The organism is Caulobacter vibrioides OR37 (assembly GCF_000372645.1).
Classification (GTDB): domain Bacteria; phylum Pseudomonadota; class Alphaproteobacteria; order Caulobacterales; family Caulobacteraceae; genus Caulobacter; species Caulobacter vibrioides_E.
The window spans coordinates 28,333-53,689 of sequence record NZ_APMP01000026.1 but is presented as its reverse complement, the minus strand read 5'-3'; the positions used below and the strand labels follow the sequence as shown (position 1 = coordinate 53,689).

Here is a 25,357-nt window from a genome sequence, read left to right as displayed (position 1 = left end):
GTCGAGACGGCCCCGTCTAGAGCCTTTAGCCTGAAATCGGAATCGATTTCAGGCGTCAAAAAGGCTCTAAATCAAATTCTTAGAGCGTGAGACAAGCTGAAACCGGTTCCCACTTTCAGCCTCACGCTCTAAGGCGCCCCGAACCCGACGCCCGCCCGCGCCTCGACCGCGCGGGCGGTGATCGGTTCGCCGCATTCCGAGCAGACCTGCACCGGGTGGAAGTCGCATCCGCAGGCCTTGTGGCGGCGCAGGACGGGCGGGCCCGCCTCGCCCGCGTAATAGGCGTCGCCGAAGTGGGCGATGGCCATGACCACGGGGTGCAGGTCGCGGCCCTTGTCGGTCAGGCGATAGTCGTGGCGGACGGGGTTCTGCTGATAGGCGCGCCGCTCCAGCACCCCCTCGTCCACGAGCGTCCGCAGGCGGTCGGTGACGATGGTCCGCGAGATCCCCAGCCGCTGCTGGAAGGCCTCGAAGCGCCGCACGCCCAGGAAGCAGTCGCGCAGGATCATCAGCGTCCAGCGGTCGCCGATCACCGCCAGGGCGCGTGAGATCGAGCAGGGTTGGTCGGCGAGGTCTTCCCACTTCATGCCGCCATTCTGCGTTTGACTCAGTACAGATTCAATACGAACTTGCGCGCGGAACAACGAAACGGAGGAGGCGGCGATGACCCGGACGACGAAGGGCGCGTGCCTGGTGGTCGGCGTCGGCGACGGGGTGGGCGGCGCCATCGCCCGGGCCTTCGCCGCCGAGGGCTTCACGGTGTGCATGACCCGCCGCCCCCGCCATCTGGACCAGCTGGAGGCCCTGGCCGTCGCGCTGCGCGACGCGGGCCAGGACGCGCGCGCCTTCGGCGTCGACGCCCGCCAGGAGGCCGAGATGATCGCCCTGGTCGACCGCATCGAGGCCGAGGTCGGTCCGCTGGAGGTGGTGGTCTTCAACATCGGCGCGAACGTGCGCTTCGGCCTGATCGAGACCACCGCCCAGGTGTTCTCCAAGGTCTGGGAGATGGCCTGTTTCGCCGGCTTCCTGACCGCGCGAGAGGCGGCGCGGGTGATGGTTCCGCGCGGACGGGGCACGATCCTGTTCACCGGGGCCAGCGCCAGCCTGCGCGGCAAGGACGGCTTCTCGGCCTTCGCCTCGGCCAAGGCCGGCCTGCGAGCCGTGGCCCAGAGCGCGGCGCGGGAGCTGGGTCCCCTGGGGATTCACGTGGCCCACGTGGTGGTCGACGGGGCCATCGACGGGGTGTTCATCCGGTCGGTGCGCGACAATGTCGACGACCTGCTGGCCAAGGACGAGATCCTCAAGCCCGCCGAGATCGCCGCCAACTATGTCTGGCTGCACGATCAGCCGCGCTCGGCCTGGACCCACGAGATCGACCTGCGGCCCTATTCGGAAAGCTGGTAGGCGGAGACCCGGAGCGCGGGCGAAGGAGGGAACGGATGAGCAAGACGGTGGACTTCATCTTCGATTTTGGCAGTCCGAACGCCTATCTGGCGTGGAAGGCGCTGCCCGCGATCGCCGCCCGTCACGGGGCGTCGGTGAAGCTGATCCCGTGCCTGCTGGGCGGCATTTTCAAGGCCACCGGCAACCAGGCGCCGGGCGTGGCCTTCAGCGGCGTGAAGGGCAAGCTGGACTACGAGATGCTGGAGATGCGCCGCTTCATCGCCGCGCACGGCCTGACGGCCTTTCGCTTCAATCCGCACTTTCCGGTCAACACCCTGCTGCTGATGCGCGGCCAGATCGCCGCCCAGCGCGCGGGCGTGGGCGGCCCCTATCTGGAAGCCATGCTCAAGGGCATGTGGGAGGACGGCCTCAAGCTCGACGATCCCGAGGTGTTCGTGGCCGCCGCCGACGCCGCCGGCCTGGACGGCGCGGCCCTGCTGGCGGCGACGGGCGACGCGGAGGTCAAGGCCGAGCTGGTCGCCAACACCGAGGCCGCCGTGGCGCGCGGCGTGTTCGGCATCCCGACCTTCTTCGTCGGCGACGAGATGTTCTTCGGCAAGGACCGGCTGGGCCAGGTCGAGGCGGAACTGAGCCGATCCTGATCGGCGCCCGTCCACGCGCCCGAAGCCTTCGCGAACCAAAGCCCCTATACTGCGGCGCATGACCGATCACCCTCGCCTGAAGACCCTCGCCGTCGAGGACGCCCGCGCCCGGATGCTGGACGGGATCGTCCGCCCGCCGCCCCAGACCGTGTCTCTGGCCGACGCGCTGGGGCGGGTCCTGGCCCAGCGTGTCGTCGCCGACCGTCCCCAGCCGCCGTTCGCCGCCTCGGCCATGGACGGCTGGGCGATCCGCCGCGCCGACTACGCGCCCGGCAAGGCCTTCGCGGTCGTCGGCGCGAGCGCGGCGGGCCGAGCCTGGCCGCACCGGGTGGAGGCCAACCAGGCGGTGCGGATCTTCACCGGCGCGCCGGTCCCGCCCGGCGCCGATCTCGTCATCCTGCAGGAAGAGGCCGAGCGCGACGGCGACGCCGTGCGCTTCGCCGCGGGCGATGCGCCCCGCGCCAACATCCGCGCGGCCGGCGGCGACTTCCAGGCGGGAGACCCGCTGCTGGCCGAGGGCCTGGTGATCGACGCCTGGCGGCTGTCGCTGATCGCCTCGGCGGGCCTGGCCGAGGTCGCGGTCGCCCACCGGCCGCGCGTGGCGATCCTGGCCACCGGCGACGAGCTGGTCCCGCCCGGCCAGACGCCGCGCCCGGACCAGATCTTCGAGAGCGGCTCCTACGCCCTGGCCGCCCTGATCCAGGACTGGGGCGGCGAGGCCTTCCGCCTGACCGCCTCGGCCGACGACGCGGCCGCCATCGCCGCCGCCGTCTCTCACGAAGCCTCTCTCGAGGCCGACCTGATCGTCACCATCGGCGGCGCCTCGGTCGGCGACCACGACCTGGTCAAGCCGGCCTTGCGGACGCTGGGCCTGTCGCTGGCCGTCGAGACCGTCGCCATGCGTCCGGGCAAGCCGACCTGGTTCGGACGCCTGGCCAGCGGCCAGCCGGTGCTGGGCCTGCCCGGCAATCCGGCCTCGGCCATGGTCGGCGCCGAACTGTTCCTGAAGCCGCTGCTGGCGGCCCTGACCGGGGCCGACCCGACGGTCAGGCTGGTCCCCGCGCGCCTGTCGACGCCCCTGCCCGCCAACGGACCGCGCGAGCACTGGATGCGCGCGGCCCTGTCGGTCGACGCCGAGGGACGGACCCTGGCGACGCCCTTCCCCGACCAGGATTCCTCGATGGTCGGCGTCTTCGCCCGCGCCGACGCCCTGCTGCGCCGGGCGGCCGGCGCCGAGGCCGCCTTGGCCGACACGGTCGTCGAGATCCTTCCGCTGCGTCGCGGCTGAAAGGGCGACGGCGCGGGGCGAGCGTGCTAATGGCGGGACGACTCCCCCGGGTTGACCCGACCTTTTAGGCTCGAAAGGCGCGTTCATGGGCCATGCAGGCAAGATCGTCACCCATGTCCTGCTGGCCCTGCTGGCGTTCCTGGCCGGCCGCCTGCTGGTCGTCAGCGTTCCCCTGACCCCCGACGCCTTCGTGCAGATGGCCGGCTATGGCGTCTCGGCCCTGATCGTCGAGCTGGTGTTCCGCGTCGAGCGCGCGCCCTGGCGATTCGTGTCGGCCAGCGACCACCTGCGCCTGTTCCGCTCGTCGGCGCTGACGGCCGTGACCTTCATGGCCATCACGCGCTTCGTCCATCCGGGCATCGACGGCGGCCTGCGCACCCTGGCCGCCGCCGCCGTGTTCCAGACCACCCTGCTGTCGGCGCTGCGCATCATCCGCCGCAGCGGCCATGAGCGGATGCTTCTGGAGTCGGTCCTGCGCCTGGGTCCCGCCGCGATGCTGCCGGCCCTGCCGCGCCTGCTGATCATCGGTTCGACCAGCGAGGCGGAGGCCTTCCTGCGCGCCCCGGCGGGCCTGGGCGAGCGCTACGCCCCGATCGGCGTCGTCTCGCCGCTGGACCGCGAGACCGGCGACGAGCTGCGCGGCGTCTGCGTGCTGGGCGCCATCGCCGACTTCGACAGCGTGCTGGCCCGCCTGCGCGACAGCGGCCTGCCGCCCTCGGCCATCCTGTTCCTGACCGACAGCGCGATGAGCACCTTCGGCGCCGAGCGCCTGGGCCGGCTGAAGGCCGAGGGCGTGCGCCTGCTGCGCCGCCACGGCGTGGTCGAGATGGGCGCGGCCCCCGCCGCGACCACCCTGCGCGAGATCAGCCTGGAGGAGCTGCTCAGCCGCCCGCCCGTGCGCCTCGATCCCGAGCCCGTCCGCGCCCTGGTCGCGGGCCGCCGCGTGCTGGTCACCGGGGCCGGCGGCAGCATCGGCTCGGAGCTGTGCCGCCAGATCGCCGCCAGCGGCTGCGCCCAGCTGACCCTGGTCGACGCCTCGGAATACAACCTCTTCCACATCGACCGCGAGATCGCCCAGACCTACCCGGCCCTGCCCCGCCAGGAGGTGCTGTGCGACGTGCGCGACGCCGCCCGCGTGGCCCGCGTGTTCGGCGAGCAGCGGCCCGACATCGTCTTCCACGCCGCGGCGCTCAAGCACGTCACCCTGGTCGAGAACCATCCCTGCGAGGGCGTGCGCACCAATGTCCTGGGCACGCGCAACGTCGCCACGGCCGCCAAGGCCTGCGGCGCGGCGCACCTGGCCCTGATCTCCACCGACAAGGCCGTGGCCCCGACCAGCGTGATGGGCGCGGCCAAGCGCGTGGCCGAGGCGGTGGCCCGCCAGTACGGCGGCGGCGACGAGATGCGGGTCAGCATCGTGCGCTTCGGCAACGTGCTGGGCTCGGCCGGCTCGGTGGTGCCGATCTTCCAGAGCCAGATCGCCGCCGGCGGCCCGATCACCCTGACCCACGCCGAGGTCGAGCGCTACTTCATGACCATCCCCGAGGCGGTGCAGCTGGTGCTGCGCGCCGTGGCCCTGTCGCGGATCGCCTCGGAGCCCGACGCCGGCGTCCTGACGCTGGAGATGGGCGAGCCGGTCAAGATCATCGACCTGGCCCGCCGGATGATCGAGCTGCAGGGCCTGGTCCCCGAACGCGACATCGCCATCGAGATCACCGGCCTGCGCCCCGGCGAGAAGCTGACCGAGACCCTGGTCGACGTGAACGAGATCGCCCGCCCCAAGGCCCCCGGCATCATGGAAGCCCTGCGCCTGGCCCCGGCCCCGCCCATCCCCGACGCCCGCCTGGACGCCCTCGACGCCCTGGCCGAGATCGGCGACGAAACCGCCCTCCGCGCCGCCCTGTTCGACCTGGTCGAGGACCTCCGCCAGACCGGCCCGTCCAAGGTGGTGAAGATCCGGGCGTCGTAGGCGCCGAAGAACGACGAGACAAAGGAGACCCCCGATGCGCGCGTTGCGGACCCTTCGGCGGGGCGGATTCTCCGTCGTCGGACTGGCGGCCCTTCTGGTCGGCGGGGCGGCCCACGCCCAGGCGGGGCCGGACCTGACGGCATACGCCCAGACCGGGCTCATCCCCTTCCTGCCCTCGTCCCAGCAGCCGTTCGAGGCGCCGCCGAAGGTGGCCTTGCGGCTGGAGGGGCCGCTGGGGGCGTTCCAGCCGCATCCGGTGGTGATGGACACCGGCTCCACCGGAGTCGTGGTGTCCGCCGCCGACCTGCCCGGCTATTCCGCCGCCAAGGCCGCCGCCTATCCGGCCGGCTGGGAGTTCCTGAGCAGCAGCAAGCGCCTGTGGGTCGGCCATTGGGTCCCGACCACGATCGTCTACGCCGACGCGGCCGGCGGCGAGGCGGCGCGCGCCCAGGTCCCCGTGCTGATCGTCGAGACGGCGATGAAATGCCCCGGCTACGACACGAAGACCTCGCCGGGGACCTGCGCCGCCCCGACCGAGACGGTCGATCTGCCCAGGGGCATCGCCTATATGGGCGTCGGCTTTGGCCGGGAGCGCAATGGCCAGACGCAGGGCACGCCGGACAAGAACCCGCTGCTGAACCTGACCGCCCTGGCCGGCAAGCCGATCTCGGCCAAGGGCTTCCGCAAGGGGTACGTCATCACCCCCGACGGGGCCCGGGTCGGCCTGACCGCCCAGGCCGCCGCCGGCTTCCGGTTCGTCAAGCTGGACGCCCGGCCGGGCGGCGGTCCGCTGGACTGGGGGCAGGCCCCGATGACCGTGGCGGCCGGCGACCAGCCCGCCCAGGCGGGCGCGCTGCTGATCGATACCGGCATCGCCACCATGTATCTGGGCGTCGCTGATCCGGCCGCGCTGAAGACCCACACCGAGACCAACCAGAACGCCAAGACCCCGTCCAAGGTGCTGGACGACGGCCAGACCGTGACCGTCACCGTGCCGACCGCCCCGGCCACCACCTTCGCCTTCACGGTGGGCCAGGGCGATCCGATCGCGCCGAGCCAGGTGCTGGTCAACTCGCCGATGACCAAGGCCTTCGTGAACACCGGCCGCCACGCCCTGCGCCGCTACGACGTGCTGTTCGACGCCGACGGCGGCTGGTTCGGCCTGCGGGAGCGGTGAGGCGGGGCGGAACACGCCCATCGGCGTCGGACGGCGGTCCCATTGCCTCGCGCGGCCTTATCGACCACCGTCGCGGCCATCCGACATGTCTCCGCGCGCAAGACAGGCCCGCTGATGTCCTCGACCGAACTCATCTTCGAATTCCGCCGCCGGCTGGACGGCGTGACCTATCGCTTCACGCCGGCTCCAAGCGAGTCTGGCCGGCCCGCCTGGCGGCGAACCGATTCTCCGCTGAGCCTGGCCTGGACGCCGGAGCGAGGCTGGACGGTGAGCGACGAGCACGGCGTCGTCCTCAGCGCGCCGTGGGACGTCGACAGGATGGCGCAAGGCCCGCTGCCGCCCGAGACCGTCTGGGTCAGTCGCAAGGGCGACAAGGCCTATGTCTACGATCTGGTTCGGATCTGAAAGTCCGTTCCCGGAGTCGACGCGGATCGGCCGGCCATCAGCAGGAACGGCGGGCGGCGGCGGTGATCGCCCAGGGCCGGCCAGCGCTCGATCTGGTCCGAGGTCGGGGCCGGTTCGCGCATGTCGACGATCTGGAACCCGGCGCCGATCAAGGCCCGCGCGTAGCTCGAAACGGTTCGGTGGACCCGCTCGATCGTCGTTCCCAGCCATTCGACCGTTCGGCCGCCTTCCTCGAGATAGCGGTCGACCGGCCAGTGCAGCCGCTCTCCCCGCTCGTCGTGGAACCAGGCGCGGGCGGCGCAGGTCATGATCGGGTGCTCGACCGAGAAGGCCAGCAGGCCGCCCGGCGCCAACCAGCCATGGATCCGCGAGAACAGCGCCTCGATGTCCTGGATGTAGTGAAAGGCCAAACCGCTCATCACCACGTCCGCCGAGCCGGGCGCCAGCGCGATGTCCTCGATGGGCAGGACAGCGTACTCGACAACCGGACGCCCAGCGGCGGCGCGAGCCTTCTCGATCATCCGCGCCGAGGCGTCGAAGGCGCGCACCGCGCTCGCGCCCTGATCGGCCGCCCAGCTGGCCATCTGGCCGGCCCCGCACCCCAGATCGACGACGCGCAGGCCCGTCAGGGCGGGCAACAGGCTTCGCAGCGCAGGCGTCTCGATCTCGTCGTTCGGCCGACCTTCCTGACGCCTGAGATCGGCATAGGCCCGCGATAGCTCCGGCGCGTCGAACGTGGCTGGCGAGCTCATGCGGCGCTCCTCAAGGGGATAGGTCGATGCCACCCATGGGCGCCGGCGCGCCAGGGACAAAGCCGATCTCGATAACATTTGGGCCGTACATGCTATCGCGGAAAAGATGTCGGCACGGAAGGCCCGCCTCCCCCCTCAGTGAAAATCCCGGCTCCTCAGGAGCCGTCCCGAGACCTTCTGGCGGACGCGGCCCCGGGTCGACCGGAAACCGGGACTCAGCGAAACGGCGGCGCGCTGGCGAGCATTCCAGCGTTGAAGGCTTGCAGGCTGGCGCGCATGGTCGCGATCTCGTCATCCGACAGGGGCAACTGTTCCACGACGCTCCCGCGCACCGCCAGGACCTTATCGCGCAGCGACCATCCGGCGTCGGTCAAGTCGACCCAGACCCTTCGCTCATCGACCACGTCGCGAGACCGCGTGAGCAAGCCGGCGGCCTCCATCCGCTTGACCAGCGGCGTGATCGCGCCGGTGTCCATGCACAGTCCCCGCCGCAGGTCGCCCATGCTGCAACGCTCTTGGCGCTCCCACAGCGCGATGAGGACCAGATACTGAGGATGGGTGAGGCCCAGCGGCTCGAGTAGCCCGCGATAGATCCGGGTGACGAGGCTGCTGGCGATCTGCAACGCCAGACATAATTGCTGGTCCACCCGCAAGTCGGTGTAGTCGGACGTCGGCCCGACGGCATCGGATGTCTCGGGGCGAAGAACGTCCATCTGGAATGCCTCCATGATCCGTCATGGATTAGAGCCTTCACGCTCTAGAGCGTGAGGCTGAAAGTGGGAACCGGTTTCAGCTTATCTCACGCTCTAAACATTTGATTTAGAGCCTTTTTGACGCCTGAAATCGATTCCGATTTCAGGCTAAAGGCTCTAGAATGAATCCGCCAAGTCCGCGTCTAAATTTGTCACGCAAAAAATATCGAACTCGATATAATCAAGCCTTAAGTAAAGCGCTGTAGGACCAATCGTCTCACCCCTGGTTTGAAAGCGCGGGCATGTTCGGGATTGAAAACAGACAGACGGCGGCGCTGAAGAAGCAGGTCGCGGATCTGGAGGCCATCGTGGCGGCCGTTCATCGTTCGCAGGCTGTCATCGAATTCGAACTCGACGGCACGATCATCGACGCGAACGACAATTTCCTGGCGACGATGGGTTACCGGCTGGAGGACATCAAAGGCCGGCGCCACAGCATGTTTGTCCCGCCGGAGGACGCCGGCGGCGCCGAGTACGCCCGGTTCTGGGAGCGGTTGCGCGCGGGAGAAGCCTTCGCGGACGCCTTTCGCCGAGTCGGAGCGGGCGGCGCGGAAATCTGGATCCGGGGCTCCTACAACCCTGTGCTGGACGCCGAAGGCCGGCCTTACAAAATCATCAAGTTCGCCACCGACATCACCGAAATCCGCCAGCGGCAGGCGGCCAGCAACGCCGCGCGCGATGACGCCGAAGCGGCTCAGGCGCTGGTCGTCTCCGCTTTGGGGGAAGGCCTTGAGCGCGTGGCCGTTGGCGATCTCAGCGTTCGCATCCAGGCCGCGTTCCCTGGCGGCTTCGATCGCATCAGACAAGATTTCAACCGTTCGGTGGAAAGCTTGAGCAAGGCCATGGCCGCGATCAACGGCGCGGCGGACAGTCTGCGCATGGGGGCGGGCGAGATCGCGGCCGCCGCGCAGGATCTCTCGCGCCGCACCGAACAGCAGGCGGCCAGCCTCGAAGAGACCGCCGCGGCGATGGATCAGATTACCGCCACGGTGCGGCGCAGCGCCGACGACTCCCAGCAGGCCGCCTCGGCCGCGTCCGGAGCCCGCCTGGACGCGGTCCGATCGGGCGAGGTCATGCGCGACGCCGTCGTGGCGATGGCCGAGATCGAGGCCAGCTCCAGTCAGGTCGGCACGATCATCGGCGTCATCGACGAGATCGCGTTCCAGACCAATCTGCTGGCGCTGAACGCCGGGGTGGAGGCGGCGCGCGCGGGCGAGGCCGGGCGAGGCTTCGCCGTCGTCGCCCAGGAGGTGCGCTCTTTGGCTCAACGTTCCGCCGAGGCGGCCAGGGAGATTAAGGCCCTGATCTCCACCAGCGGCCAGCAGGTGGCCAGAGGCGTTCGCCTCGTCACCGAAACCGGGCAGGCGCTCGACGGAATCGTCGACAAGGTGGCCGACATCGACACCCTGCTCGTCGCGATCTCCCGTTCGACGCAAGAACAGGCGCAGGGCCTTCATCAGGTCAGCACCGCGATCAACCACATGGACCACGTGACCCAGCAGAACGCGGCCATGGTGGAAGAGACCACGGCGGCGGCGGCCAATATGGAGACCGAGACCCGCAACCTCGCGACGTTGGTCGGCCACTTCCAGATCAGCCGCGCGGACCAGGGGGATATGCCGCGCGTCCTGGCCGCGTGATCACGCGCTGGACCGCGCCTTCCTGTTCGCCTCCTCGGGACATGAGCTGACGCCCCCTCAGTGAAAATCCCGGCTCCTCAGGAGCCGTCCCGAGACCTTCTGGCGGACGCGGGGAGCGGGGGCGGCGGGTTCGTCGCGGAGGGTCGAGAGGTGGGCCGACAGGTCGGTGAAGCCCTCGGCCACGACGTGGATCACGCCCTCGGCGCGCTGCACCCGGCCGCGCACCACTAGGAACGAGGCGGTCATCACCACATTGCGGTCGGCCTCGAAGCGGTCTTTCCAGACCACGGCGTTGGCCACGCCGGTCTCGTCCTCCAGGGTGACGAACACCACGCCCTTGGCCGTGCCCGGTCGCTGGCGGATCAGGACGAGGCCCGCCACCGCGACCTTGGCCCCGTCCTTCAGGGTCCGCAGCTGTTCGGCGGTGATCACCCCGCGCCGCGCCAGCATCGGCCGATAGAAGCCGATCGGGTGGGCCTTCAGCGACAGGCTGGTGGTGCGATAGTCCTCGGCCACCTCCTGGGGGCGGCCCATTTCCGGCAGCGCCACCCGGTCCTCGAACAGCGGCAGGCCGGCCAGCAGCGGCGCCTGGACCGGCGCGCGGTGCTCGCCCTTCAGCCCCTTCACCGCCCACAGGGCCTCGCGGCGGGAGAGGCCCACCGAGGCGAAGACGTCGGCCTCGGCCAGCAGCTCCAGCGCCCGCTGCGGAACCCCGCCCTGGGCGAACTCGCCCGGCGCGCGCGCGCCCTCGGCGCGGGCGCGCAGCAGGGTCTGGACGTCGGCCTTCTTCAGCCCCTTGATCTGGCGGAAGCCGAGACGGACGGCCTTCCAGCGATGGCGGTTGGCGTAGTCGGCGATCTTGTCGGAACGGGGGGTGAAGCGGGCGGCCCCCTCCCCCAAGAGGGGGAGGAGAGCCTCCAGCGTACAGTCCCAGTCGCTGGCCAGGATGTCGGGCGGGCGCACCTCGACCCCGTGCTCGCGCGCGTCGCGGACCAGCTGGGCCGGCTGGTAGAAGCCCATCGGCTGGGAGTTGATCAGCGCCGCGCAGAACACGTCCGGCCACGCCCATTTGATCCAGGCCGAGACATAGACCAGCTTGGCGAAGCTGGCCGCGTGGCTTTCCGGAAAGCCGTAGTGGCCAAAGCCCTCGATCTGCTTGAAGCAGCGCTGGGCGAAGTCGCGTTCGTAGCCGCGCGACACCATGCCCTCGACGAAGCGGTCGCGATATTCGTCGGGCGTTCCGAGGTTGCGGAAGGTGGCCATGGCCTTGCGCAGGCCGTCGGCCTCGTCGGGCGTGAATTTGGCCGCCTCGATGGCCAGGCTCATGGCCTGTTCCTGGAATAGCGGCACCCCATAGGTGTTGCCGAGGATCTGATGCAGCTCGTCGGCCGGACCGTGCGCGGGCGACGGCGCGGGCATGTCCACGGGCTCGATCCCGTTGCGCCGCTTCAGATAGGGATGCACCATGTCGCCCTGGATCGGCCCCGGACGGACGATCGCCACCTCGATGACCAGGTCGTAGAACCTGCGCGGCTTCAGCCGGGGCAGCATCGACATCTGGGCCCGGCTCTCGACCTGGAACACGCCCACGCTGTCGGCGACGCATAGCATGTCGTAGACGCCCGGAACCTCCTTGGGGATGTCGGCCAGGTCCTTCAGCCAGGCCTGGCCGTGGTCGTCGCGCAGCAGGGTCATGGCCCGCTGGATGGCGCTCAGCATCCCCAGGGCCAGCACGTCGACCTTCATCAGCTTCAGGCTGTCGATATCGTCCTTGTCCCACTCGATGAAGGTGCGGTCGGCCATGGCGGCGTTGCCGATCGGCACGGTCTCGTCCAGCCGCCGCTTGGTCAGGACGAAGCCGCCGACGTGCTGCGACAGGTGGCGCGGAAAGCCCATCAGCTGGGTGGCCAGGGCCACGGCGCGAGCGATCTCCGGCGCCTCGGGGTCCAGGCCCGCGTTGCGCAGGTGCTCCTCGGGCAGGCCCGAACCCCAGCTGCCCCAGACCGTGCCGGCCAGCAGCGAGGTGACGTCCTCGGTCAGGCCCAGGGCCTTGCCGACGTCGCGGATGGCGCTGCGCGGGCGGTAGTGGATCACCGTGCCGCAGATGGCCGCGTATTCCCGGCCATAGCGGCGATAGACATACTGCATCACCTCCTCGCGCCGCTCGTGCTCGAAGTCGACGTCGATGTCGGGCGGCTCGCCCCGGTTCTCGGAGATGAAGCGGGTGAACAGCAGGCGATGCTCGGTCGGGTCGATCGCCGTCACGCCCAGGCAATAGCAGACCGAGGAATTGGCCGCCGAGCCGCGCCCCTGGCACAGGATTCCCATCGCCCGCGCCTCGCGGACGATGTCGTGCACGGTGATGAAGTAGTTGGGATAGTCCATCTTGCCGATCAGCCGCAGCTCCTCGGTCAGCTGGGCCCTGACCTTGTCGGGCACGCCGCCCGGATAGCGCCAGGCCGCGCCGCTCCAGGTCAGGTCGGTCAGGTGCTGCATCGCCGTCTTGCCGGGCGGCACGGGCTCGTCGGGATATTGCTCGTTCAGCTGGCCAAGGTCGAAGGCGATGCGCTGGACGATCTCGATCGTGCGCTCGATCGCCCGAGGCCAGCGCTCGAACAGCCGGGTCATCTCGCCGGGCGACTTGACGTGGCGTTCGGCGTTGACCTCCAGCCGAAGACCGGCCTCCTGGATCGTACAGTGCTCGCGCACGCAGGTCATGACGTCCTGCAGCGGCCGCCGCTCGGGACCGTGATAGAGGACGTCGTTGGTGGCGACGATCGGAGCCCCGGCCTCGCGGCCCAGGGCGTCCAGCCGGGCCAGGCGCTTCAGGTCCTGGGCGGCGTAGGCGCGGCTGGCCGCCAGCCACGCGCGTCCGCGCAGGTCGCCGGCCATGCGGGCAAGATCGCGCGCGAAGGCCTCGTCCAGGGTCTTGGGGGGGACGATCAGGCCCAGCTGGCCGTCGGAATGCTCCAGGAAGTCGCGCCAGGTCAGGTGGCACGCGCCCTTCTCGGCCCGCCGCTGCCCGACCGTCAGCAGGCGGGTCAGCCGGCCGAACGCCTCGCGGTCGGCGGGGTAGCACAGCAGGCTGGGCGTCCCGTCCATGAAGTCCAGCCGGCAACCGCTCAGCACACGGATATTCCGCGTCTTGGCCGCCGTCCAGGCGCGCACGACCCCGGCCAGGCTGTTGCGGTCGGCGACGCCGATGGCCGCCAGCCCCAGGGCCTCGGCGGCGATGGCCAGCTCCTCGGCGTGCGAGGCGCCGCGCAGAAAGGAGAAGTTGGTCGTGACCTGGAGTTCGGCGTAGGCGGGGACCTTCATGGCGCTCCCCCTCCACCGGCGTTCGCCGGTCCCCCTCTCCCAAAGGGGGAGGAGAGGCCCCCCTCCTCTCCCTCTGGAAGAGGACGACCTGCGGAGCAGGTCCGGTGAGGGCCGCGCGGCCTATCCAAACAGGCCATGGATCCACCATTTCGGCGCGTCGTCGCCGTCGAACAGGCCCTGGCGGTAGATCCAGAACCGGCCGCCCGCGTCGTCCTCGACGCGGTAGTAGTCGCGGATCTTGCCGGGACCGGTGTCGGTCTGGCCGACCCCGGCGCGCCACCATTCCTGGCCGATGCGCTCGGGTCCCTCGGCGCGGCGGACGCGGTGCGAGCGCCCCCGCCAGGTGAACTGGATCGGCGGGTCGTCGGGGACCTTGGCCAGGGCGGTGATCGCCTCGGGCCGCTTGAACAGCCGCACCGGGCGCGGGCGGTCGGGATCCCAGCCGGCCAGCGCGGACGGCGGGTCCAGCGGCGCGACGCGGGCGACCGAGCGTTCGGGCACATGGCTGGCATGGGGATCGGCGCGCCAGACCCGCGTCTCGCCCAGACGGTTCACCAGCCGGTCGACCAGCGGCGCCAGGGTCGCGTCGAGGCTGGCGTCCGCGTCGGCGTCCAGGCGGTCCTGGGCCGGGGCCATGGGCTCGACGGCGGCGGCGCGGACCGTCACCACCTCGATCCCGAAGCCGGGGTCGATGGTGTCCAGCTTGGGAACGATCAGGCGGGTCAGCCGCGCGGCGTCGCGCCCGATCCGGGCCAGGCCCGCGCGCGCCGGATAGGCCCGGCCGTCCAGGCGGTGGAAGGTCACCTCGAATCGCTTGGCCCCGCGCCCCTCGGCCTCCAGCCGCCGACAGATCAGGGCCAGGGCGTCGCCGGCCGCGCGGGCCAGGTCCTCGGGCGCGCTGATCGGCTCGAGGAAGGCCAGGCGGTCGAACCAGGGGCTGGCCGGGCGGCGGAAGGTCAGGGCCTCGGCGGCCAGGCCCAGGGCCTGGTCGAGGCGGCGCGTCGTCGCCAGCCCGAAGCGCTTGGCCAGCTGGGCGCGCGGCAGGGCCAGCAGCTGGCCGACGCGATGCAGGCCCAGGCGCGGCAACTGCGCCTCGGCGGCGTCCTCCAGCCGCAGGGCCGCCACCGGCAGGTCCTGGATCGCCGCCCGCTGCTGGCCCGGCGGCGCGATGGAAAGGTCGTCGCCGTGGCGGGCCAGGGCCCAGGCCGCGCCGGCCGTGTCGGCGATCGCCGCGCGCGCCGGCACGCCCCAGCGGGCCAGCCGCGCCGCGAGGTCGACCAGCATCGCCGCCTCCCCGCCCCACAGGTGGTCGGTCCCGGTGATGTCGAGGAACAGGCCGTCGCGCCCGTCGATGGCCACGGCCGGCGAGAAGCGGACGCACCAGTCGCACAGGGCCTCCAGCGCCGCGCGGTCGGCGGCCGGATCGTGGTCGAAGGTCGCCAGGTTCGGGACCAGGGCCAGGGCGTCGGCGGCCTTCTGGCCGGCGAAAAGACCCAGGGCTCGGGCGGCCTCGTCGACGGCGGCCAGCCGGCGCGTTCCGCCTTCGGTGGCCAAGAGGGCGAGGGGGGAGGATCTTTCAGCCGACCCGGCGTAGCCCGGGTTCCGCCGGCGCCATGTCGTGATCGGCCAGTGGGGACACCAGACGGAAAGGATGCGCGGCATCCGACGACTCCAAGATCCAGGCGCCGGGACGTCCGCCCCGGCAGCGTTCCAGTTCGACCCGCCAGCGCGGCGGGCCCAGGCCGATATCGTCCGGCGGCGGCGGCGTGGGCGACGGGGCGATCCGCCAGCGGCTGAACGAGGCCGAGCCGGACACGGCCCCGCCCTGGCCCGCCCGGCCGCCATAGGGCCGTCGATGCAGCACCACGCCGAAGCCGCCCCGCCGCTCGCAGGCCAGCTGCAGGCGGCGGCCGGCGGTCAGGTCCGGCGCCTCGGCCTCGCCGACGGCGGCGGCGACCCCCTGGGTGGACAGCGCGTCCTCCAGCACCGACAGGGTCTCGGCCTCGTCGCGGGCGCGAACCTGGATCAGCCGTCCGGCCGGGAAGCCGAGGCCCGCCAGGCCCGGCGCGAAGAGGTCGTCGCGCCGCGCCACCCAGACGATGGCCCCGGTCTTGACCCCCGTGGAGAACAGAGACCGCAGCAGCAGACTCACGAAGGCCGCCGGCGCGGCGCCGGTCTCGTCCTCCAGCCCCGCCCCCGTCACCTCGTGCCAGCCGCCCAGCGGCAGGCCGCCGCCGGGGAAGCAGCCGTCGATGGCCGGATCGCCGAACGGCAGGACCGGAGTCGGAGTCCGAGTCCCCGCTTCGATCGCGGCGATCCGGCCTCTCAGGGCCGCAAGACGCGCCTCGCGCGATCCGGCCATCCTTCACTCCATGTTCCACTTTTGTTCTGATCTTCCCCGACCGGAGAGTCAAGCCTTGGCGGGATCGGCGGGACAGGCGAAGGTGCGTCAAACGACCGTATGAAGCGCCTTCCCAGAGGAAGCCCCGATGTTGCTGTCCCGCGTCCTGATCGCCAATCGCGGCGAAATCGCCATCCGCATCGCCCGCGCGGCGGCGGAGGCCGGGATCGAAAGCGTGGCCCTGTACGCCGCCGACGACGCCGACAGCCCGCACGTCGCCGCCGCCGACCGCGCCGTCGCCCTGCCGGGCGCGGGGGCGCGGGCCTATCTGGACATCGCCGCCGTCGTCGCCATCGCCCGGGCCGAGGGCTGCGACGCCCTGCATCCCGGCTATGGCTTCCTGTCCGAGAACCCCGCCCTGGCGCGGGCCTGCGCCGAGGCCGGCGTCGTCTTCGTCGGCCCCTCGCCCGAGCACCTGGAGACCTTCGGCGACAAGGCCCGGGCCCGGGCGCTGGCGGCCGAGCGCGGCCTGCCGCTGATCCCCGGCACCGGGACGATCGGCCTGGACGAGGCCCGCGCCTTCCAGGCCGCGCACGGCGCGATCATGCTGAAGGCCCGGGCCGGCGGCGGCGGGCGCGGGATGCGGGCCGTGCTGGATCCCGGCGAGCTGGACGCCGCCTTCGCCGCCTGCGCCCGCGAGGCCGAGGCGGCGTTCGGCGACGGCGGCCTCTATGCCGAGCGGCGGATCGAGCGGGCCCGCCACGTCGAGGTGCAGATCGTCGGCGACGGCGCCGAGGTCCTGGCCCTGGGCGATCGCGACTGCTCGCTGCAACGCCGCAACCAGAAACTGGTCGAGATCGCCCCGGCCGCCCTGGAGGCCAACCAGCGCGCGGCCCTGGCCGGGTGGTCCGAGCGGCTGTGCGCCGGCTATCGGGGCCTGGCCACGGTCGAGTTCCTGATCGACGCCGATACGGACGAGGCCTTGTTCATCGAGGTCAATCCCCGGCTCCAGGTCGAGCACACGGTGACCGAGGAGGTCACGGGCCTGGACCTGGCGCGGCTGCAATTCGACCTGGCGGCCGGCGCCCGCCTGTCCGACCTGGGCCTCGCCGACGCGCCAGCCGCCTTCGGCGTGGCCATCCAGGCGCGGGTCAACGCCGAGACCCTGACCGCCGAGGGCGTGGTCAAGCCGTCCGGCGGCACGATCACCGCCTGGGCCCCGCCGGGCGGTCCGGGCGTGCGGGTCGACGCGGCCGGCGCCGCGGGCCTGAGCGTCGGGACGGCCTATGACAGCCTGCTGGCCAAGGTCATCGTCCGTGGACGGACGCTCCCCGAAGCCTCGGCCCGGCTGGACCGGGCGCTGGCCGAGTTCCGCGTCGGCGGCGTGGCGACCACCGCGCCGCTGATCCGGGCGATCCTGGCGGCGGCGCCGGACAACCCCACCACCCGCTTCATCGAGGACCACGCGGCCGAGCTGGTCGCGGGCTTGCCCGAAGACACCCCCGGCCCGGCGTTCGAGACCCTGGACGGCGCGGTCGCCGCCGCCGCCCCGCTGTCGGCCACGGTCGGGTCGATCGCCGTCTCCGAGGGCGACCTCGTCCGGCCCGGCCAGGCGCTGGCGGTGCTGGAGGCCATGAAGATGGAGCACCTGGTCAACGCCCCCTCGGGCGGCCGGGTGCTGAGGATCGCCGCCGCGCCCGGCCAGGCCGTCGCCGAGGGCCAGCCGCTGGTCTTCCTGGAGCCGATGGCGGTCGAGGGCGGCGCCGCCGTCGAGACGGTCGCCGAGGACCTGGACGCGATCCGCCCCGACCTGGCCGAGGTCGTCGCCCGCCATCGCCACACCCTCGACGAGGCCCGCCCCGACGCGGTCGCCAAGCGCCGCAAGACCGGCCATCGCACGGCGCGCGAGAACATCGACGACCTGGTCGATCCGGGCAGCTTCCTGGAATACGGCGCCCTGGCCATCGCGGCCCAGAAGCGGCGGCGCTCGACCGAGGACCTGATCGTCAACACCCCGGCCGACGGCCTGATCACCGGCATCGGGACCGTCAACGGCGCCCTGTTCCCGCCGGACAGGGCGCGGACGGCGGCGCTGGCCTACGACTTCACCGTGCTGGCCGGCACGCAGGGGGCGATGAACCACAGGAAGTCCGACCGGCTGATGAGCATCATCGCCGACCAGCGCCTGCCGGTGGTCTGGTTCGCGGAGGGCGGCGGCGGACGACCGGGCGACACCGACACCACCGCCGTGGCGGGCCTGGACGTGCCGACGTTCCGAAGCTTCGCCCAGCTGTCGGGCCTGGTCCCCAAGATCGCCATCGTCGCCGGCCGCTGCTTCGCCGGCAACGCCGCCATCGCCGGGCTTTCGGAGATCATCATCGCCACCCGGGACAGCAACCTCGGCATGGGCGGCCCGGCGATGATCGAGGGCGGCGGCCTGGGGGTGTTCAAGCCCGAGCAGATCGGCCCCTCGGACCACCAGTGGAAGAATGGGGTGATCGACATTCTGGCCGACGACGAGGCCCACGCCACGCGGCTGGCCAAGCGGGCGCTGTCCTACTTCCAGGGCGCATTGCCCAGCTGGACCGCGCCGGACCAGCGGCGGCTGCGAAGCGCGATCCCCGAGAACCGGCTGCGCGTCTATGACGTCCGCGCCCTGATCGAGATCCTGGTCGACGCGGACTCGTTCCTGGAGCTGCGCGGCGGCTTCGCGGCCGGCATGGTCACGGGCCTGATCCGGATCGAGGGCCGGCCGATGGGCCTGATCGCCAACGATCCGCGCCACCTGGGCGGCGCCATCGACTGCGAGGGGGCCGAGAAGGCCGCCCGGTTCCTGCAGCTCGCCGACGCCTTCGCCCTGCCGGTGCTGAGCCTGTGCGACACGCCCGGCTTCATGGTCGGTCCCGACAGCGAGGACGCCGCCGCCGTGCGGCGCGTCAGCCGCCAGTTCATCGCCGGCGCCAAGCTGCGCTCGCCGCTGTTCACCGTGGTGACGCGCAAGGGCTATGGCCTGGGCGCCCAGGCCATGGCGGGCGGGTCGTTCCACGCCCCGGCCTTCATCGCCGCCTGGCCGACCGGCGAGTTCGGCGGCATGGGCCTGGAGGGCGCGGTCAAGCTGGGCTATCGCAAGGAGCTGGAGGCGGAGAGCGATCCGGTCAAGCAAAAGGCGCTCTACGACCAGCTGGTGGCGCGGCTCTACGCGGCCGGCAAGGCGACCAGCATGGCCGCGGCACTGGAGATCGACGCGGTCATCGACCCGGTCGACACGCGGCGCTGGATCGTCGGCGGCCTGGACGCGGCGGCCGGCGTGAGCCGCCCCTGGGAAGCGCGGGTGGACAGCTTCTAGCGGGTGCTGCCCGCGCCCGCCGTTGCATAGGTACTTATTATACTATAAATGACGCGGTCGTAAGCAAAGGCAGGCCTTCGGGCCGCGTTAGGGACGGTCATGAGCGACGAGAACGCGGGCAAGCGCCTGCGCAGCGGCGGCACATACGGCAAGCTGGATCGGGACGGTTTCATCCACCGATCGTGGATGAAGAGCCAGGGTCTGCCCGACGACGTGTTCGACGGCCGTCCGGTGATCGGCATCTGCAACACCTGGTCCGAGATCACCCCCTGCAACGCGCACCTGCGCGAGATCGCCGAGCACGTGAAGCGCGGCGTCTGGGAAGCCGGCGGCCTGCCGCTGGAGTTCCCGGCCATGTCGCTGGGCGAGACCCAGATGCGGCCGACGGCCATGCTGTTCCGCAACCTGCTGGCCATGGAGGTCGAGGAGTCGATCCGGGGCAATCCGATCGACGGCGTCGTGCTGCTGGGCGGCTGCGACAAGACCACGCCGGGCCAGCTGATGGGCGCGGCCAGCGTCGACCTGCCCACCATCGTCGTCTCGTCGGGCCCGATGCTGAACGGCAAGTTCCGGGGCAAGGACATCGGCTCGGGCACCGACGTCTGGAAGTTCTCCGAAGCCGTCCGCGCCGGCGAGATGACCCTGGCCGACTTCATGTCGGCCGAGAGCGGCATGAGCCGCTCGCCGGGCACCTGCATGACGATGGGCACGGCCTCGACCATGGCCGCGATCATCGAGGCCATGGGCCTGTCCCTGCCCTACAACGCCAGCATCCCCGCCGTGGACGCCCGTCGCCGGGCCCTGTCGCACGAGACCGGCCGCACGATCGTGCGCATGGTCAAGGAAGGCCGGACGCTGTCCCAGGTCGCCACCCGCGCCGCGTTCGAGAACGCCCTGCGCGTCCACGCCGCGATCGGCGGCTCGACCAACGCCGTCGTCCACCTGCTGGCCCTGGCCGGACGCCTGGGCGTGACGCTGGAGCTCGAGGACTTCGACCGCCTGTCGCGCGACGTGCCGCTGCTGGTCGACCTGCAGCCGTCGGGCCGCTTCCTGATGGAGGACCTGCACTATGCCGGCGGCCTGCCGGCGGTGATGAAGCAGCTGGAAAAGCTTCTGCATCCCGAGGCCCCGACCGTCGCCGGCCACCGCATCGGCGCGCAGTACGAGAGCGCAGAGGTGTTCAACGCCGAGGTCATCCGCACGATGGACGCCCCGGTGAAGCCCGACAGCGGCATCTGGGTGCTGCGCGGCAACCTCGCCCCCGGCGGGGCGGTGATGAAGCCCAGCGCCGCCAGCCCGCACCTGCTGAGCCATCGCGGCAAGGCCGTGGTGTTCGAGAGCATCGAGGACTTCCGCGCCCGCATCGACGATCCGGACCTCGACGTCGACGAGACCTCGATCCTGGTGCTCAAGGGCTGCGGCCCCAAGGGCTATCCGGGGATGCCGGAAGTCGGCAACATGCCGCTGCCTCGAAAGCTGCTGGAAAAGGGCGTCAAGGACATGCTGCGCATCAGCGACGCGCGGATGAGCGGCACCGCCTATGGCGCGGTAATCCTGCACGTCTCGCCCGAGGCGGACGCCGGCGGCCCGCTGGCCGTGGTCCGGAGCGGCGACGAGATCGTGTTCGACGGCCCCTCGCGCGCCCTGACCCTGGCGATCGGCGCCGAGGAGCTGGAAAGCCGCCTGGCCGCCTGGCGCGCCAACCGCCCGGCCCCGACCTATACGCGCGGCTACGCAAAGCTCTATGTCGACCACGTGCTGCAGGCCGACCAGGGCGCGGACCTGGACTTCCTGGTCGGGTCGTCGGGCTCGGTCGTCACCCGCGAAAGCCACTGATGGACCAGGACGTGGTCATCGTCGGCGACTGGGGCACCTCGCGCCTGCGGCTGTGGCTGCGCCAGGGCAAGGCGGTGATCCACCGGCGCGACGGCCCCGGCGTCTCGGCCCTGACCGACACGCCGGAGAAGACATTCCTGGACCTGGTCGGCGACTGGCGCGAGGCCAACCCGGCCCGCGCGGTAATGTGCGGCATGGTCGGTTCGCGGATCGGCTGGCGCGAGGCGGCCTACGCCCCCTGCCCGGCCGGCGTCGCCGACGTCGCCGACAAGGCGCTGAGCTTCGAGGCCGACGGTCTTCCGGTGACGCTGGTCCCGGGCCTCTCGTGCGTGAACCCGCTGGGCGGCCCCGACGTCATGCGCGGCGAGGAGACCCAGGTCTTCGGCGCCCTTTCGCTGAACCTGGCCCTGAAGACCGGGCGCCATCTGCTGGTCCTGCCCGGCACCCACAACAAGTGGACCGTGGTCGAGGACGGCAAGGTCGCGGGCTTCGTCACCGCCCCGGTCGGCGAGACCTTCGCCCTGCTGAAGCAGCACTCGACCCTGGCCGCCGGCGGCGGAGCGCGGGTCGACGGCTCGGCCGAGGGTTTCGCGCGCGGCCTGGCCCGCGTCGCCGAGCACGGCGCGGCGCGCCTGACCCACCTGATGTTCGAGACCCGCGCCCGCCAGCTGCTGGACGGCATGAGCCCGGCCGACGCCATGGGCTACCTGTCGGGCCTGCTGGTCGGGGCCGACGTGGCCGCCGCCCGCGACTGGTTCGGACCGATGGACGCGGTGACCGTGATCGGCGCCGGCGGCCTCTGTGATCTCTATGTGCAAGCCCTGGCCCAGGCCGGGGTCCAGGCCGCGACCGTCGATGGCGACGCGGCCGTCCTCGCCGGGCTGGCGGCGATCTCCAAGTCGCGGGAAGCGTAACATGTCCAATCCTCCCCCCATCGTGGCCATCCTGCGCGGCGTGAAGCCGGACGAGATCCTCGACATCGCCGCCGCCCTGGTCGACGCCGGCGTCCAGGCGATCGAGGTGCCGCTGAACTCGCCCGATCCCCTGGTCAGCATCGAGAAGCTGTGCGCCGCCTTCGGCGACAAGGCCTTGTGCGGGGCCGGCACGGTGCTGTCGGCCGAGGCCGTCGACGACGTGGCCAAGGTCGGCGGCAAGCTGATCGTGACCCCGAACGTCGATCCGGACGTCATCCGCCGCGCCGTCGCGCTGGGCCTGACGGCCATGCCCGGCTTCGCCACCCCCACCGAGGCCCTCGCGGCGGTGAAGGCCGGGGCCAAGGCGCTGAAGCTGTTCCCGGCCGGCACGTTCGGCCCGGGCCACATCAAGGCGGTCAAGGACGTGCTGCCCAAGGACGTGCTGGTCTACGCCGTCGGCGGGGTCGGCGCGGCCAATCTGGAGCCCTGGCGCGCGGTCGGCGTGGCGGGCGTCGGCGTCGGCGGGGAACTCTATCGCCCCGGCTACACCGCGGCCGAGGTCGGCCAGCGCGCGGCGGCCCTGGTCGCCGCCTGGCGCCAGGGTTGATCGCGATCCAGACTCACGGTCCATGACAAGAACGCGCTCGGCGAACGGCACTTGCCGAAACGGCGCGGCGCGGCTGTAGTCGGCCGAACCGCTTCGTTGGCCAGCGGAGCAATCTCGATGCGTGGCGACGCCCGCGTCGTCGCGAGAAGGAAGAAGAGTCGCCGATGCGGACCCAGCCCGGCTTGAGCTTGACCTACGGACTGGTCGAGCAACTCGGTCAGGCCATCGTGACCGGCGAATACGCCCAGGTGGGCTTTCCGACCGAGGGGGAGCTGTCCAAGCAGTTCGGCGCCAGCCGCACCGTGACGCGCGAGGCGGTCAAGATGCTGACCGCCAAGGGCCTGCTCAGCGCCCGGCCGCGCCACGGCACGGTGGTGGAGCCCGAGGCCGAGTGGAACATGCTCGACCCCGACGTGCTGCGCTGGCTGCTGGAGCGCAAGTTCTCCCTGCGACTGCTGGCCGACTTCACCGAGATGCGCCTGGGGATCGAGCCGGCCGCCGCCGCCCTGGCCGCGCGCAACGCCGACGAGGCGGGACTGGAGGAGATCCGCAAGGGCCTGCGCCGGATGGAGGCCGCCGCCGAGGGCGAGGACGACCCGCTGTCGGCCGACATCGCCTTCCACATCGCCATCCTGAACGCGACCAAGAACCCCTTCTATCGCGAGCTGCACGAGCTGGTGAACACGGCCCTGCGCATCTCGATCCGCTTCACCAACCGCATCAAGGGCCGCACCGCCTCAATCCCGTCACACGAGGACGTGGCCGAGGCGATCATCGCCCGCGACGCCGACAGGGCCCAGACCGCCATGCGCGCGATCATCGTCGACGTGTTGGAACTGATCCGCGCGGCCTCGCCCGCCACCGAGTCCGAAGCCGCCCGACGCGGGGGTTGAGGTCGGGCTCCAAGAACGCCTTATCCGCGACAAAACGCCTCTTCGCGCGATCCTAAAGATAGCGTTATCAAAACCTTTAGATCCGCCTCCCGGAGGCCGAGGCCGACGCTCGCCTCTGGCGACGCGCCTCGCGAATCCGTAGCGCAGGTTTAATGTTTCAACGGCTTGTCGAAGCCTCGGGTTCGCATAAGGTTCCGCCGATGGGCAAGGGCGATCCTTCACTGACGGATCAGGTCGACGACCTAGACCGCCTCACCGAGCGTGAGCGCGAATGCCTCCGACTCGTCGATCGGCACATGAGCTCCAAGGAAATCGCCCGGGAATTGGGCCTGTCCAAGCACACGGTCGACTGGCACCTGGACAAGGCCCGCCGCCGCCTGGGCGCCGCCGATCGCTACGACGCCGCCCGCCGGCTGTTCGATCGGGGATCGCGCGACGCCGCGCCCGGGCCGGGCGTCCCGTCGGGGTCCCCCCTCCGATCGCGTCGGGGTCCGATCCGGCCCGGCTAGGCGATCCCCCCCTGTCACGGTCTCCTGACGGCGTTGAGCAAGGAGCTTACCGTGCAGGAACTTACTCCGTATCAGAAGGACGCGATCGGCCGGGTGACCCACATTCGTCAGGACGTGATCAACTTCCAGAACGACTGGCCCCGCCTGAACACGGCCGAGCTGTTGCCCCCGATCACCTGGGGCGAGCTGGAGCGCCAATTGACGAGCCTTTCGGTCTCCCCGACGGGCGCGGCGATGGTGCGCGATCTGGTGGAGGCCACGCGCAAGCAGGCCCCGTTCAAGCCTTCGGAACTGGTGCTGCGGGAGATCCTCTGCATCGCCAGCGCGGTGATGGACGAGACGTTCCTGTCGGACTCCGACAGCTCTTCGCCGGACTTGGATGGGGTCGACCTAATCGACTGAGCCTTCCGCTCCGGCTGGCCTTCATCGCCGCCGTGATGGTTCTGACCGCCCTGGCGTTCGGATCGATCCTGGCGGGGCTCCACGCGCTGGAAGGCCTTCTGTGACCTGATCGTCGCGCCGCTGGGGCAGGCGCGATCGCTTCTCGGAACATCAAACCCTTAGCAACGCGCCGGCGGGCTGGCCGCGCGCGAGGAGAGAACGCATGCTCAAGGAACGCCGTCTCGCCGCCGAAACCGTGGCCGAGGCCCTTTTCGCCGCGGAAAAGGCCATCGACGCCGCGATCACCCAGACCGCCGCCCTGGCCGGCCTGATGCCCGCGACCCGTCAGGACGCCAACCTCTCGGCGATCATCGGTCAGGACGCGCTGATGCGCGCCATCGAGACGATGCAGGCCCTGGGCGTGGCGCGCCAGAACATCGTGGCCACCCATCAGCAACTGTCGGTCGCCCAGCGCGACATTGGCCTGTCGCGCGTGGCCTTCGGCGGCGGCGGTGAAAAGCCTCCGCCCCCGACTCAGACGGGCTTCCTTGAAGTCGTCGCGGACGAGCGCGAAGTCGCTTAGATAGCGCGCTCTAGCGAAATGCAGCGCCTGTTCCAGCGAGGGCTGGAACAGGCTCTAGATTCAAATATTGAGAGCGCGTTCGAGCGGTTTAACCGCTCACACTTGAACCTAACGCGCTCTAGCAACCGTCTGAAGACGCGATAGGGTGAGCGCATGACGCTCCACACCTTTCACCAGTGGGCCAGCCTGATCGTCCTGCTGACGTCGTGCGGGTTCGCTTTGAGCTTCGGCGGTCGGCCGGAACGTCTTTCCGCCGTGGCCATGATCTTGGCCTGGTTCGCTTCGGCCGTGTTGATGCGCGCCGCCCGCGAGGCCGGTCTCGATATCGCCGTGATGACGGTCGACATCGTCCTCTTCCTGGTGGTCCTGGCGATCTCTCTAACCTCCGACCGCTGGTGGCCCATGTGGGCGAGCGCCTTCCTTGGACTGATCGTGCTAGTGCACCTCGCGGTCATGCTGGACCCAAAAATCTGGGGCCGAGCCTATTTCGCGGCCAGCAACCTCTTCAGCTACCTCACCATGTTCGCCCTGCTGATTGGCAGCCTGTCCCGCGCCTCCGGACAACGCCAGACCAGCGCCCCCTGACGCCGCGTCACCGCTG

Annotated in this window: 22 protein-coding genes; 16 read left to right on the top strand and 6 right to left on the bottom strand. The window is 70.9% G+C overall.

Annotated features, from left to right (window positions below; translation table 11 throughout):
• Nucleotides 1-128: 128 nt before the first annotated feature.
• Complete coding sequence (locus OR37_RS16595; RefSeq protein ID WP_004622405.1) at nucleotides 129-587, bottom strand: winged helix-turn-helix transcriptional regulator; 459 nt, start codon at nucleotides 585-587, stop codon at nucleotides 129-131.
• 76 nt (nucleotides 588-663) lie between these two features.
• On the opposite strand from OR37_RS16595, the gene OR37_RS16590 reads away from it, so the two are divergent.
• The 6 genes from OR37_RS16590 to OR37_RS16565 all read left to right on the top strand — a co-directional run bounded on the left by OR37_RS16590 (nucleotide 664) and on the right by OR37_RS16565 (nucleotide 6,884).
• The gene (locus OR37_RS16590) at nucleotides 664-1,404 is read left to right on the top strand and encodes an SDR family NAD(P)-dependent oxidoreductase (RefSeq protein WP_004622403.1); all 741 of its coding nucleotides are present in this window, start codon (nucleotides 664-666) and stop codon (nucleotides 1,402-1,404) included.
• 35 nt (nucleotides 1,405-1,439) lie between these two features.
• Nucleotides 1,440-2,045: a 2-hydroxychromene-2-carboxylate isomerase gene (locus OR37_RS16585; RefSeq protein WP_004622402.1), complete on the top strand. Its 606-nt coding sequence runs from the start codon at nucleotides 1,440-1,442 to the stop codon at nucleotides 2,043-2,045.
• Between the two features lie 58 nt (nucleotides 2,046-2,103).
• Entirely contained in the window at nucleotides 2,104-3,333 is a 1,230-nt protein-coding gene (locus OR37_RS16580; protein ID WP_004622398.1) for a molybdopterin molybdotransferase MoeA, read from the top strand.
• An 85-nt stretch (nucleotides 3,334-3,418) separates the two neighbouring features.
• Entirely contained in the window at nucleotides 3,419-5,302 is a 1,884-nt protein-coding gene (locus OR37_RS16575) for a nucleoside-diphosphate sugar epimerase/dehydratase (RefSeq protein WP_004622395.1), read from the top strand.
• A 34-nt stretch (nucleotides 5,303-5,336) separates the two neighbouring features.
• Nucleotides 5,337-6,479, top strand: a complete 1,143-nt coding sequence (locus OR37_RS16570; protein WP_004622394.1) for a hypothetical protein — start codon at nucleotides 5,337-5,339, stop codon at nucleotides 6,477-6,479.
• A 114-nt stretch (nucleotides 6,480-6,593) separates the two neighbouring features.
• The gene (locus tag OR37_RS16565) at nucleotides 6,594-6,884 is read left to right on the top strand and encodes a hypothetical protein (RefSeq protein WP_004622393.1); all 291 of its coding nucleotides are present in this window, start codon (nucleotides 6,594-6,596) and stop codon (nucleotides 6,882-6,884) included.
• Here the strand turns inward: OR37_RS16565 and OR37_RS16560 are convergent.
• A complete protein-coding gene (locus OR37_RS16560; protein WP_004622392.1) occupies nucleotides 6,863-7,636 on the bottom strand; it encodes a class I SAM-dependent methyltransferase in 774 nt (257 codons plus the stop codon). The genes OR37_RS16565 and OR37_RS16560 overlap by 22 nt on opposite strands.
• 215 nt (nucleotides 7,637-7,851) lie before the next feature.
• Complete coding sequence (locus OR37_RS16555) at nucleotides 7,852-8,349, bottom strand: MarR family winged helix-turn-helix transcriptional regulator (RefSeq protein ID WP_004622391.1); 498 nt, start codon at nucleotides 8,347-8,349, stop codon at nucleotides 7,852-7,854.
• A 281-nt stretch (nucleotides 8,350-8,630) separates the two neighbouring features.
• Here OR37_RS16555 and OR37_RS16550 point away from each other — a divergent pair, with 281 nt between their 5' ends.
• Complete coding sequence (locus OR37_RS16550) at nucleotides 8,631-10,028, top strand: methyl-accepting chemotaxis protein (protein WP_004622390.1); 1,398 nt, start codon at nucleotides 8,631-8,633, stop codon at nucleotides 10,026-10,028.
• Between the two features lie 57 nt (nucleotides 10,029-10,085).
• On the opposite strand, the gene OR37_RS16545 is transcribed toward OR37_RS16550, so the two are convergent.
• The 3 genes from OR37_RS16545 to OR37_RS16535 all read right to left on the bottom strand — a co-directional run bounded on the left by OR37_RS16545 (nucleotide 10,086) and on the right by OR37_RS16535 (nucleotide 15,708).
• Nucleotides 10,086-13,346 carry an error-prone DNA polymerase gene (locus tag OR37_RS16545; RefSeq protein WP_004622389.1) on the bottom strand — a complete coding sequence of 1,087 codons (3,261 nt, stop codon included), beginning with the start codon at nucleotides 13,344-13,346 and terminating at the stop codon, nucleotides 10,086-10,088.
• 120 nt (nucleotides 13,347-13,466) lie between these two features.
• Complete coding sequence (locus tag OR37_RS16540) at nucleotides 13,467-14,900, bottom strand: DUF6504 family protein (protein WP_004622388.1); 1,434 nt, start codon at nucleotides 14,898-14,900, stop codon at nucleotides 13,467-13,469.
• Between the two features lie 22 nt (nucleotides 14,901-14,922).
• On the bottom strand, nucleotides 14,923-15,708 hold the full coding sequence (locus tag OR37_RS16535) for an ImuA family protein (RefSeq protein ID WP_004622387.1): 786 nt from the start codon (nucleotides 15,706-15,708) through the stop codon (nucleotides 14,923-14,925).
• A 127-nt stretch (nucleotides 15,709-15,835) separates the two neighbouring features.
• On the opposite strand from OR37_RS16535, the gene OR37_RS16530 reads away from it, so the two are divergent.
• The 9 genes from OR37_RS16530 to OR37_RS16495 all read left to right on the top strand — a co-directional run bounded on the left by OR37_RS16530 (nucleotide 15,836) and on the right by OR37_RS16495 (nucleotide 25,341).
• Complete coding sequence (locus OR37_RS16530; protein WP_004622385.1) at nucleotides 15,836-19,033, top strand: acetyl-CoA carboxylase family protein; 3,198 nt, start codon at nucleotides 15,836-15,838, stop codon at nucleotides 19,031-19,033.
• Between the two features lie 99 nt (nucleotides 19,034-19,132).
• Entirely contained in the window at nucleotides 19,133-20,869 is a 1,737-nt protein-coding gene (locus tag OR37_RS16525; protein ID WP_004622382.1) for an IlvD/Edd family dehydratase, read from the top strand.
• The gene (locus OR37_RS16520; RefSeq protein WP_004622380.1) at nucleotides 20,869-21,783 is read left to right on the top strand and encodes a 2-dehydro-3-deoxygalactonokinase; all 915 of its coding nucleotides are present in this window, start codon (nucleotides 20,869-20,871) and stop codon (nucleotides 21,781-21,783) included. Before OR37_RS16525 ends, OR37_RS16520 begins: the two co-directional genes overlap by 1 nt.
• 1 nt (nucleotide 21,784) lies before the next feature.
• Complete coding sequence (locus OR37_RS16515) at nucleotides 21,785-22,390, top strand: 2-dehydro-3-deoxy-6-phosphogalactonate aldolase (protein ID WP_004622378.1); 606 nt, start codon at nucleotides 21,785-21,787, stop codon at nucleotides 22,388-22,390.
• Nucleotides 22,391-22,554: 164 nt separating this feature from the next.
• Complete coding sequence (locus OR37_RS16510) at nucleotides 22,555-23,283, top strand: FadR/GntR family transcriptional regulator (RefSeq protein ID WP_004622376.1); 729 nt, start codon at nucleotides 22,555-22,557, stop codon at nucleotides 23,281-23,283.
• Nucleotides 23,284-23,579: 296 nt separating this feature from the next.
• Nucleotides 23,580-23,792 (top strand): helix-turn-helix domain-containing protein, encoded by a 213-nt coding sequence (locus OR37_RS22205; RefSeq protein WP_235046592.1) that lies wholly within the window; start codon nucleotides 23,580-23,582, stop codon nucleotides 23,790-23,792.
• Between the two features lie 51 nt (nucleotides 23,793-23,843).
• Nucleotides 23,844-24,194, top strand: a complete 351-nt coding sequence (locus tag OR37_RS22200; RefSeq protein WP_004622372.1) for a hypothetical protein — start codon at nucleotides 23,844-23,846, stop codon at nucleotides 24,192-24,194.
• 202 nt (nucleotides 24,195-24,396) lie between these two features.
• On the top strand, nucleotides 24,397-24,756 hold the full coding sequence (locus tag OR37_RS16500) for a hypothetical protein (RefSeq protein WP_004622370.1): 360 nt from the start codon (nucleotides 24,397-24,399) through the stop codon (nucleotides 24,754-24,756).
• A gap of 153 nt (nucleotides 24,757-24,909) precedes the next feature.
• On the top strand, nucleotides 24,910-25,341 hold the full coding sequence (locus OR37_RS16495; RefSeq protein WP_004622368.1) for a hypothetical protein: 432 nt from the start codon (nucleotides 24,910-24,912) through the stop codon (nucleotides 25,339-25,341).
• Nucleotides 25,342-25,357: the final 16 nt, after the last annotated feature.

Bases quoted from the DNA above. Each gene is read 5' to 3' on its own strand.
- OR37_RS16595 (WP_004622405.1), bottom strand. From the start codon at position 587: ATGAAGTGGGAAGACCTCGCCGACCAACCCTGCTCGATCTCACGCGCC.
- OR37_RS16590 (WP_004622403.1), top strand. From the start codon at position 664: ATGACCCGGACGACGAAGGGCGCGTGCCTGGTGGTCGGCGTCGGCGAC.
- OR37_RS16585 (WP_004622402.1), top strand. From the start codon at position 1,440: ATGAGCAAGACGGTGGACTTCATCTTCGATTTTGGCAGTCCGAACGCC.
- OR37_RS16580 (WP_004622398.1), top strand. From the start codon at position 2,104: ATGACCGATCACCCTCGCCTGAAGACCCTCGCCGTCGAGGACGCCCGC.
- OR37_RS16575 (WP_004622395.1), top strand. From the start codon at position 3,419: ATGGGCCATGCAGGCAAGATCGTCACCCATGTCCTGCTGGCCCTGCTG.
- OR37_RS16570 (WP_004622394.1), top strand. From the start codon at position 5,337: ATGCGCGCGTTGCGGACCCTTCGGCGGGGCGGATTCTCCGTCGTCGGA.
- OR37_RS16565 (WP_004622393.1), top strand. From the start codon at position 6,594: ATGTCCTCGACCGAACTCATCTTCGAATTCCGCCGCCGGCTGGACGGC.
- OR37_RS16560 (WP_004622392.1), bottom strand. From the start codon at position 7,636: ATGAGCTCGCCAGCCACGTTCGACGCGCCGGAGCTATCGCGGGCCTAT.
- OR37_RS16555 (WP_004622391.1), bottom strand. From the start codon at position 8,349: ATGGACGTTCTTCGCCCCGAGACATCCGATGCCGTCGGGCCGACGTCC.
- OR37_RS16550 (WP_004622390.1), top strand. From the start codon at position 8,631: ATGTTCGGGATTGAAAACAGACAGACGGCGGCGCTGAAGAAGCAGGTC.
- OR37_RS16545 (WP_004622389.1), bottom strand. From the start codon at position 13,346: ATGAAGGTCCCCGCCTACGCCGAACTCCAGGTCACGACCAACTTCTCC.
- OR37_RS16535 (WP_004622387.1), bottom strand. From the start codon at position 15,708: ATGGCCGGATCGCGCGAGGCGCGTCTTGCGGCCCTGAGAGGCCGGATC.
- OR37_RS16530 (WP_004622385.1), top strand. From the start codon at position 15,836: ATGTTGCTGTCCCGCGTCCTGATCGCCAATCGCGGCGAAATCGCCATC.
- OR37_RS16525 (WP_004622382.1), top strand. From the start codon at position 19,133: ATGAGCGACGAGAACGCGGGCAAGCGCCTGCGCAGCGGCGGCACATAC.
- OR37_RS16520 (WP_004622380.1), top strand. From the start codon at position 20,869: ATGGACCAGGACGTGGTCATCGTCGGCGACTGGGGCACCTCGCGCCTG.
- OR37_RS16515 (WP_004622378.1), top strand. From the start codon at position 21,785: ATGTCCAATCCTCCCCCCATCGTGGCCATCCTGCGCGGCGTGAAGCCG.
- OR37_RS16510 (WP_004622376.1), top strand. From the start codon at position 22,555: ATGCGGACCCAGCCCGGCTTGAGCTTGACCTACGGACTGGTCGAGCAA.
- OR37_RS22205 (WP_235046592.1), top strand. From the start codon at position 23,580: ATGAGCTCCAAGGAAATCGCCCGGGAATTGGGCCTGTCCAAGCACACG.
- OR37_RS16500 (WP_004622370.1), top strand. From the start codon at position 24,397: ATGCTCAAGGAACGCCGTCTCGCCGCCGAAACCGTGGCCGAGGCCCTT.
- OR37_RS16495 (WP_004622368.1), top strand. From the start codon at position 24,910: ATGACGCTCCACACCTTTCACCAGTGGGCCAGCCTGATCGTCCTGCTG.